The organism is Streptomyces niveiscabiei, from assembly GCF_001419795.1.
GTDB classification, from domain to species: Bacteria; Actinomycetota; Actinomycetes; order Streptomycetales; family Streptomycetaceae; genus Streptomyces; species Streptomyces niveiscabiei.
This window is the reverse complement of sequence record NZ_LIRL01000495.1, coordinates 1-5,726: the sequence shown is the minus strand read 5'-3', so window position 1 is coordinate 5,726 and position 5,726 is coordinate 1. Positions and strand designations below refer to the sequence as shown.

5 protein-coding genes are annotated in these 5,726 nt (G+C 71.0%); 3 read left to right on the top strand and 2 right to left on the bottom strand.

The window, feature by feature from the left end; all coding sequences use genetic code 11:
• Positions 1–440 precede the first annotated feature (440 nt).
• Positions 441–1,115 carry a DUF6230 family protein gene (locus tag AOK24_RS23645; protein ID WP_055722081.1) on the top strand — a complete coding sequence of 225 codons (675 nt, stop codon included), beginning with the start codon at positions 441–443 and terminating at the stop codon, positions 1,113–1,115.
• Between the two features lie 4 nt (positions 1,116–1,119).
• Entirely contained in the window at positions 1,120–1,623 is a 504-nt protein-coding gene (locus tag AOK24_RS23640; RefSeq protein WP_055722080.1) for a DUF6114 domain-containing protein, read from the top strand.
• 148 nt (positions 1,624–1,771) lie between these two features.
• Here AOK24_RS23640 and tatA read toward each other — a convergent pair whose 3' ends face one another.
• Entirely contained in the window at positions 1,772–2,062 is a 291-nt protein-coding gene (tatA, locus tag AOK24_RS23635) for a Sec-independent protein translocase subunit TatA (RefSeq protein WP_055722079.1), read from the bottom strand.
• A 101-nt stretch (positions 2,063–2,163) separates the two neighbouring features.
• Between tatA and AOK24_RS23630 the strand changes: the two genes are divergently transcribed.
• Positions 2,164–3,777: an LCP family protein gene (locus AOK24_RS23630; RefSeq protein WP_055722078.1), complete on the top strand. Its 1,614-nt coding sequence runs from the start codon at positions 2,164–2,166 to the stop codon at positions 3,775–3,777.
• A gap of 20 nt (positions 3,778–3,797) precedes the next feature.
• Here AOK24_RS23630 and AOK24_RS23625 read toward each other — a convergent pair.
• Positions 3,798–5,726, bottom strand: a 1,929-nt coding sequence (locus tag AOK24_RS23625) for an HAD-IC family P-type ATPase (RefSeq protein ID WP_055722077.1), incomplete at its 5' end; no start/stop codon positions are given.

Genomic DNA, 5,726 nt, shown 5'->3' with positions numbered 1-5,726 from the left:
TTCACCGGACGTACCCGTCCCACGCGGGGACGGGTACGTCCGGTGAAGAAGGTCCGGGAGCGCGACAGACGTCGCACTGCGGATCCGGCGCCACGGATCCGGGCTGAGCCAGGCAGAGTTGTAGACCTGAGGCTCAGTCAACGTCAAGGCATCGCGCAGAAGTTGGTGATGTGACGCACCGTCAGAAAATCATGGCTGTGAGCGGTACACCATGGGTAGCGCCATGATCCATGGCTGACGCACAATGAACACCCTTTTTCCACAACTCCCTTGACCCGTACTTGTAACCATCGGTAACTTCCTGGCTTGGCTACTGCCGCGTAACGAGAACGACCGTACGACTTCCGGGAGTTGTGGGGAGCGTGCGCGACAGCCGCTGTCCGCGCCAGGACAACGCGCCACAAAGCAACCTGCATGTACTAATGCCCATGGGAGCAGACATGGCCTCGTCCCCGGACGTCACACCGTCCGCCGAGAACACACCCGGGAGTCCGGGTAGCGGTACCACCGAAAGACGCGGCAGGGTCCGTGGCCGCCGCGCCGCGATCCTCGCGGTCCCCGCCACCGTCGCCGCCGCGACGCTCGCCGTCCTGACCGCCGAGGGTGTCCTCGGCGTCCAGTTCGCGATCTCCGGCATGCCGTTCGTCGTCAAGGCCGACCTGCTCGAAGGGAAGGGTTTCGAGCAGTACGGCGGGCTGGACCACATGATCAAGGACAGCCCGAACCAGGGGGACACGGACGGCTCCGTCCTCGTCGTGACCTCGGTCATCGGCAAGGGCGAGCTCACCAACATGTGCCAGTCCGTCGACCTCGGCGGCATCCAGCTCATCCTGACGGCCGGCACCAAGGGCAAGAAGGTCGAGGTGGAGAACCTGGCGATCGACTCGGACGAGATCATGGGCAACGCCGAGTTCACCGACATCGAGATCGGCCGCGACTCCAGCACCTTCGACCGGGTCCCCGGCTACAAGGGCCCCCCGGGCGTCTACGGCCAGCAGGCCAAGACGGTGACCATCCGGAACCTGTACCAGCACAACTACGGCGCGACCGCGGCCGTCTTCAAACTGCCCGACCTGCGCATGAAGTTCTCCACCAGCGGATGCCCGGGGACGTGACCCAGTGACCCAGCACGAACCGCCGGCCGTACCCGAGCCAGGGGCGACCGCGTCCGCCGAACCGGCCGCCAAGGCGCCGGCGCGGCAGCGTTTCCGTCAGTGGCGAGGCCGCCGGCCGTTCGTGGGCGGGGTACTGCTCACCTTCGGCGGCGCCGAGATCCTTCTGACGATGAAGGCGCCGCTGCCGGTGATCCTGCACATCGGCATGCAGGGACTGGCGGGATACCTCCTGCCGTCGCTCATGATCCTGTGCGGCCTGCTGATCCTGTTCAACCCGGCACAGCGGCTGTTCTACTCGGTCACCGCCGTGCTGCTCTCCGTGGGCACCTGGGTGACCTCCAACATCGGAGGGTTCATGGTCGGCCTGCTGTGCGGCCTGATCGGCGGCAGCATGGCCTTCGGCTGGCTGCCCGACCAGGAGCCGCGCCGCACCCGGCGGCAGCGGCGCGAGGAGTCCCGTTCGGCCGCGGAGGCGATGCTCCCCAAGGGGGCCGGGGAGCCCGCCTGAGTCCGTGACCGGCGCCCCTCGGCGCACAGCACGACACCGGCCGGTGCGGACCGCTGCCACGCACAGCGGTCCGCACCGGCCTCGGCGTACCGCGCCCCGGAAAGGCGCGCGGTAACCGTTTGCGGAGCTTTTCCTCCCGGACGCGGGTTCAGGCGGCCTGCGACTGGGCCCGCGCCGCCTCCGACGCCGTCGTCACCGTCGTCGGCTCGACCGGGGGTGCGGGAGTGACGGCCGACGCGGCCACCGGCTCGGACGGCTCCGCCGGGTTCGCGGGGTTCGCGGGGTTCTCTTCCTTCATCGCCTTCGCCTCGCTCTTGAGGATGCGCATCGACTTGCCGAGCGCACGCGCCGTGTCAGGCAGCTTCTTCGAGCCGAAGAGCACGATGACGACGATCGCCACGATCAACAGGTGCCAGGGTTCCAGTCCGTTGCGGAGCATGACCTGATCTCTCTTTCGTCGAGCCTTGTCGGAGTCGCACCCCGGAAGGTTGCTACATTGCGCAACTGTACAACCTAGGGCGAGACACAGTGAGGGCGCCGATGACCGTCACCAGCAGCCGCAGCGCACCGCCGCCACGCCATCGCACCGGCGGCGGCAGACGCTCCGCGCCGCCGAAGCCGGACCGCAGGCGCCGTACGGGCCCGGGCGGCGGGAGCGGCACGGGCAGAGGCGCCGCGCGGGGCAGGGGCGCGGGAGGCGGCAGGGGCGCGGGGAAGAGCTCCCGCTCACGCCGGATACGCCTGACCCTGACGATCGTCCTGTCCCTGGTGGTCCTGCTCGGCGCGGGCGCCGGCTGGCTGTACCTGAAGCTCGACGGCGACATCAGCACGTTCGACGCGGGCGGCCTGTCCGACAACCGCCCCGAGGACACGGCCGGCGAGAACGTCCTGGTCATCGGCTCGGACGCGCGCACCGACGGCAACGCGGCGCTCGGCGGCGGCGACAAGGACGACATCGGCCGCTCGGACACGGCGTTCCTGCTCCACGTGTACGCCGACCACCAGCACGCCCTCGCGGTCTCCATCCCGCGCGACACCCTGGTGACGATCCCGCCCTGCAAGCTGCCCGACGGCACCTGGTCCGCCGAGCAGCGCAACACGATGTTCAACGCGGCGTTCTCCATGGGGCAGACCGACAAAGGCAACCCCGCCTGCACGCAGAACACCGTCGAGAAGCTGACCGGGCTGCGCGTCGACCACACGGTCGTCGTCGACTTCAAGGGGTTCGCGGCGCTGACGGACGTGGTCGGCGGGGTCGACGTGTGCCTGCCCAACGACATCTACCAGAAGGACCTCAGCCCGAACCGGGCCACGCGCGGCGACCTCCTGTTCAGCAAGGGCGAGCAGAAGGTCTCCGGGCAGAAGGCGCTGGACTACGTCCGGATCCGGCACGGTATCGGCGACGGCTCCGACATAGGCCGGATCAAGCGCCAACAGGCGTTCGTGGCCAGCCTGTTGAAGCAGATCAAGGAGAAGGGGCTGTCCCCGACGAACCTGCTCCCGCTGGCCGAGGCGGCGACCAAGTCGCTCACCGTCGACCCCGGGCTCGGCTCTGCCGACAAGCTGATCTCGTTCGCGATGTCCCTCAAGGACGTCGACCTGCACAACACCAAGTTCGTCACCGTGCCCTGGCGTTACGAGGGTGCGCGCGTCGCGATCGTCGAGCCGGACGCGTCCGCGCTGTGGTCGGCGCTGAAGGAGGACCGGACGATCGACGGCCAGAACGCGGGCGGCAAGAAGAAGGCGGCGGCTCCGACACCGGCGCCAACTCCCGTGTCCGGCGCGGGAATCGACGTAGCCGTCTACAACGGGACGACCGTCCCCGGGCTCGCGGCCAAGGGCGCGGCGAAGCTCACGGGGGCCGGGTTCACGGTGACGGGTACGGCGACGGCCGTCAGCCAGGCCCACGCGACGACGGTCGTGCAGTACGGGCCGGGTCTGGAAAAGAGTGCGCAAACGGTTGCTGCGGCGTTTCCCGGCGCCCGCCTGGAGCAGATCCAGGGAACGGCCCTGAACGTCGTCCTGGGCGACGACTACGCGGGCACGGCCGACGCCGGAACCGCCTCGCCGACCCCGTCGGCCGTACCGTCCCAGGTCGCCGCGGACGCGCGCTCGGCGGACGACAACCCGTGCTCGAACCTGACGTACGGCTGAGGCGGGGATGCGGAGTGCGGCTACGGCTGCCGGCGGGCCAGCGGCCTGAGTGCGAGCGCGTACAGCAGCAGTACCGCCCCCAGCATCAGGTAGTACGGCAGCGGCAGCCCCGTCATGCCGAGCGCGCCGCCCAGCGGGCTCGGCGGCAGGAGCAGGCCGACGCCGATCAGGACCGTCGCCGCCCAGCCGACCGGCCCCGGGCGGCGGCCCCCGCGTACGGCGTGCCGGCCGGCCCGCAGCAGGACCATCACCAGCGCCTGCGTGAGGAGGTTCTCGGTGAACCAGGCGGAGTGGAAGAACGCCTCGTCGTCCACCTCGTCGGGGCCGCGCAGCCCGTACGCGAGGATGCCGAAGGTCGTGAGGTCGGCGACCGCGTTGAGCGCGCCGAAGCCGGTGATCAGGGCGAGGAAGGAGCGGGGGCGCAGGACGGTCGGGCGGCGCAGGGCGGACGCGGAGGGGCGGTCGTAGGCGAAGGCGAGCTGCGCCGCGTCGAAGCACAGGTTCTGGACGAGGACCTGCGCGGGGAGCATCGGCAGGAACGGCAGGAGCAGGCCGGCGGAGAGCATCGCGAGGACGTTGCCGAGGTTCGAGGAGAGGGTGACACGCAGGTACGAGGCGATGTTGCCGCTGCTGTAGCGGCCCGCGGTGACCGCGTGCCCGACGGCCGTCAGCTCCTTCTCGCCGAGCACGACGTCCGCGCTCTCGCGGGCCACCGCGCAGGCCGTGCGCGGGGCGATCCCGACGTCCGCCGCGCGCAGGGCGGGCGCGTCGTTCACGCCGTCGCCGAGGAAGCCGACCGTGTGCCCGCGCTCGCGCAGCGCGGCGACGACCCGGGCCTTGTCCTGCGGGGTGCAACGGGAGTAAACGGTTGCTTCGGGTACGTCACCGTCGGCGCCGAGCGTCACCGGCTCGCCCGGGTCGAGCCCGAGGTCCCGGCAGGCGCGGGCCGCCGTACCGGGCGCGTCGCCCGTCAGGACCCGTACGGAGATCCCGCGCGCGGCCAGTCCCCGCAGCGCCTCGGCGGCGCTCGGCGCGAGGGCGTCGCGGAAGGCGACCAGGCCCCGGAAGGTCAGGCCGCGTTCGTCGGCGGGGGTGTAGGGGCGGGTGCGGGCGGTGCGCTCCGCCGTCGCTACGGCCAGCAGCCTCAGGCCGTCGTCCGCCTCCGTCGCCGCGAGTTTCAGCAACCGTTTGCGTTCGGTTTCCGTGAGGTCGCAGCGGGCCAGGACGTCGTCCACCGCGCCCTTCGTGATCAGCAGGTGCGTGCCGGGGCGCCGGCCCCGTACGACCGCCGTCGCGATCCGGCGCCGCGGGTCGAACGGCACGGCGTCGACCCCGTCGTACTCCTCCCCCACCGCGCCCGCCGCGTCCAGCAGCGCCTCGTCCAGGGCGTCCGGGGCGGGCAGTTCGGCGAGCTGGAGCGTCCACCACGCCTGTACGGCGGCCCAGCGCACGACGTCGTCGTCCTCGCCGCCGTCCGTCCCTATGCCGCGCTCCAGCACCGGGCGGTCCTGGGTGAGCGTGCCCGTCTTGTCCACGCACAGCACGTCCACCGCGCCGAGGTCGTGCAGCGCCGGCAGCCGCTTGACGATCACATTGTGCGACCGCGCCAACAGGCTCGCCCCGCGTGCGAGACACGTCGTGACGATCACCGGCAGCATCTCCGGCGTCAGCCCCACCGCCACGGCGACCGCGAACGGCAGCGTCTCCAGGCCCCTGTCCCGCAGGGCGGCGTTCGCCATCAGCACGAGCGGCGGCGTCAGCAGCATGAACCTGATCAGAACCCAGGAGATGCCGTGCACGGACCTGTCGAAGGCGTTTCCGGTGGGGCGTGCCGGGGGTGCGTGGGCGGCGGCGAAGCGGGTGCGGGCACCGGTCGCGAGAACGACGGCGGTGGCGGTGCCGGTGGCGATGTCGCTGCCTTGGAAGCAGAGGTGGGGGGCGGTGAAGGG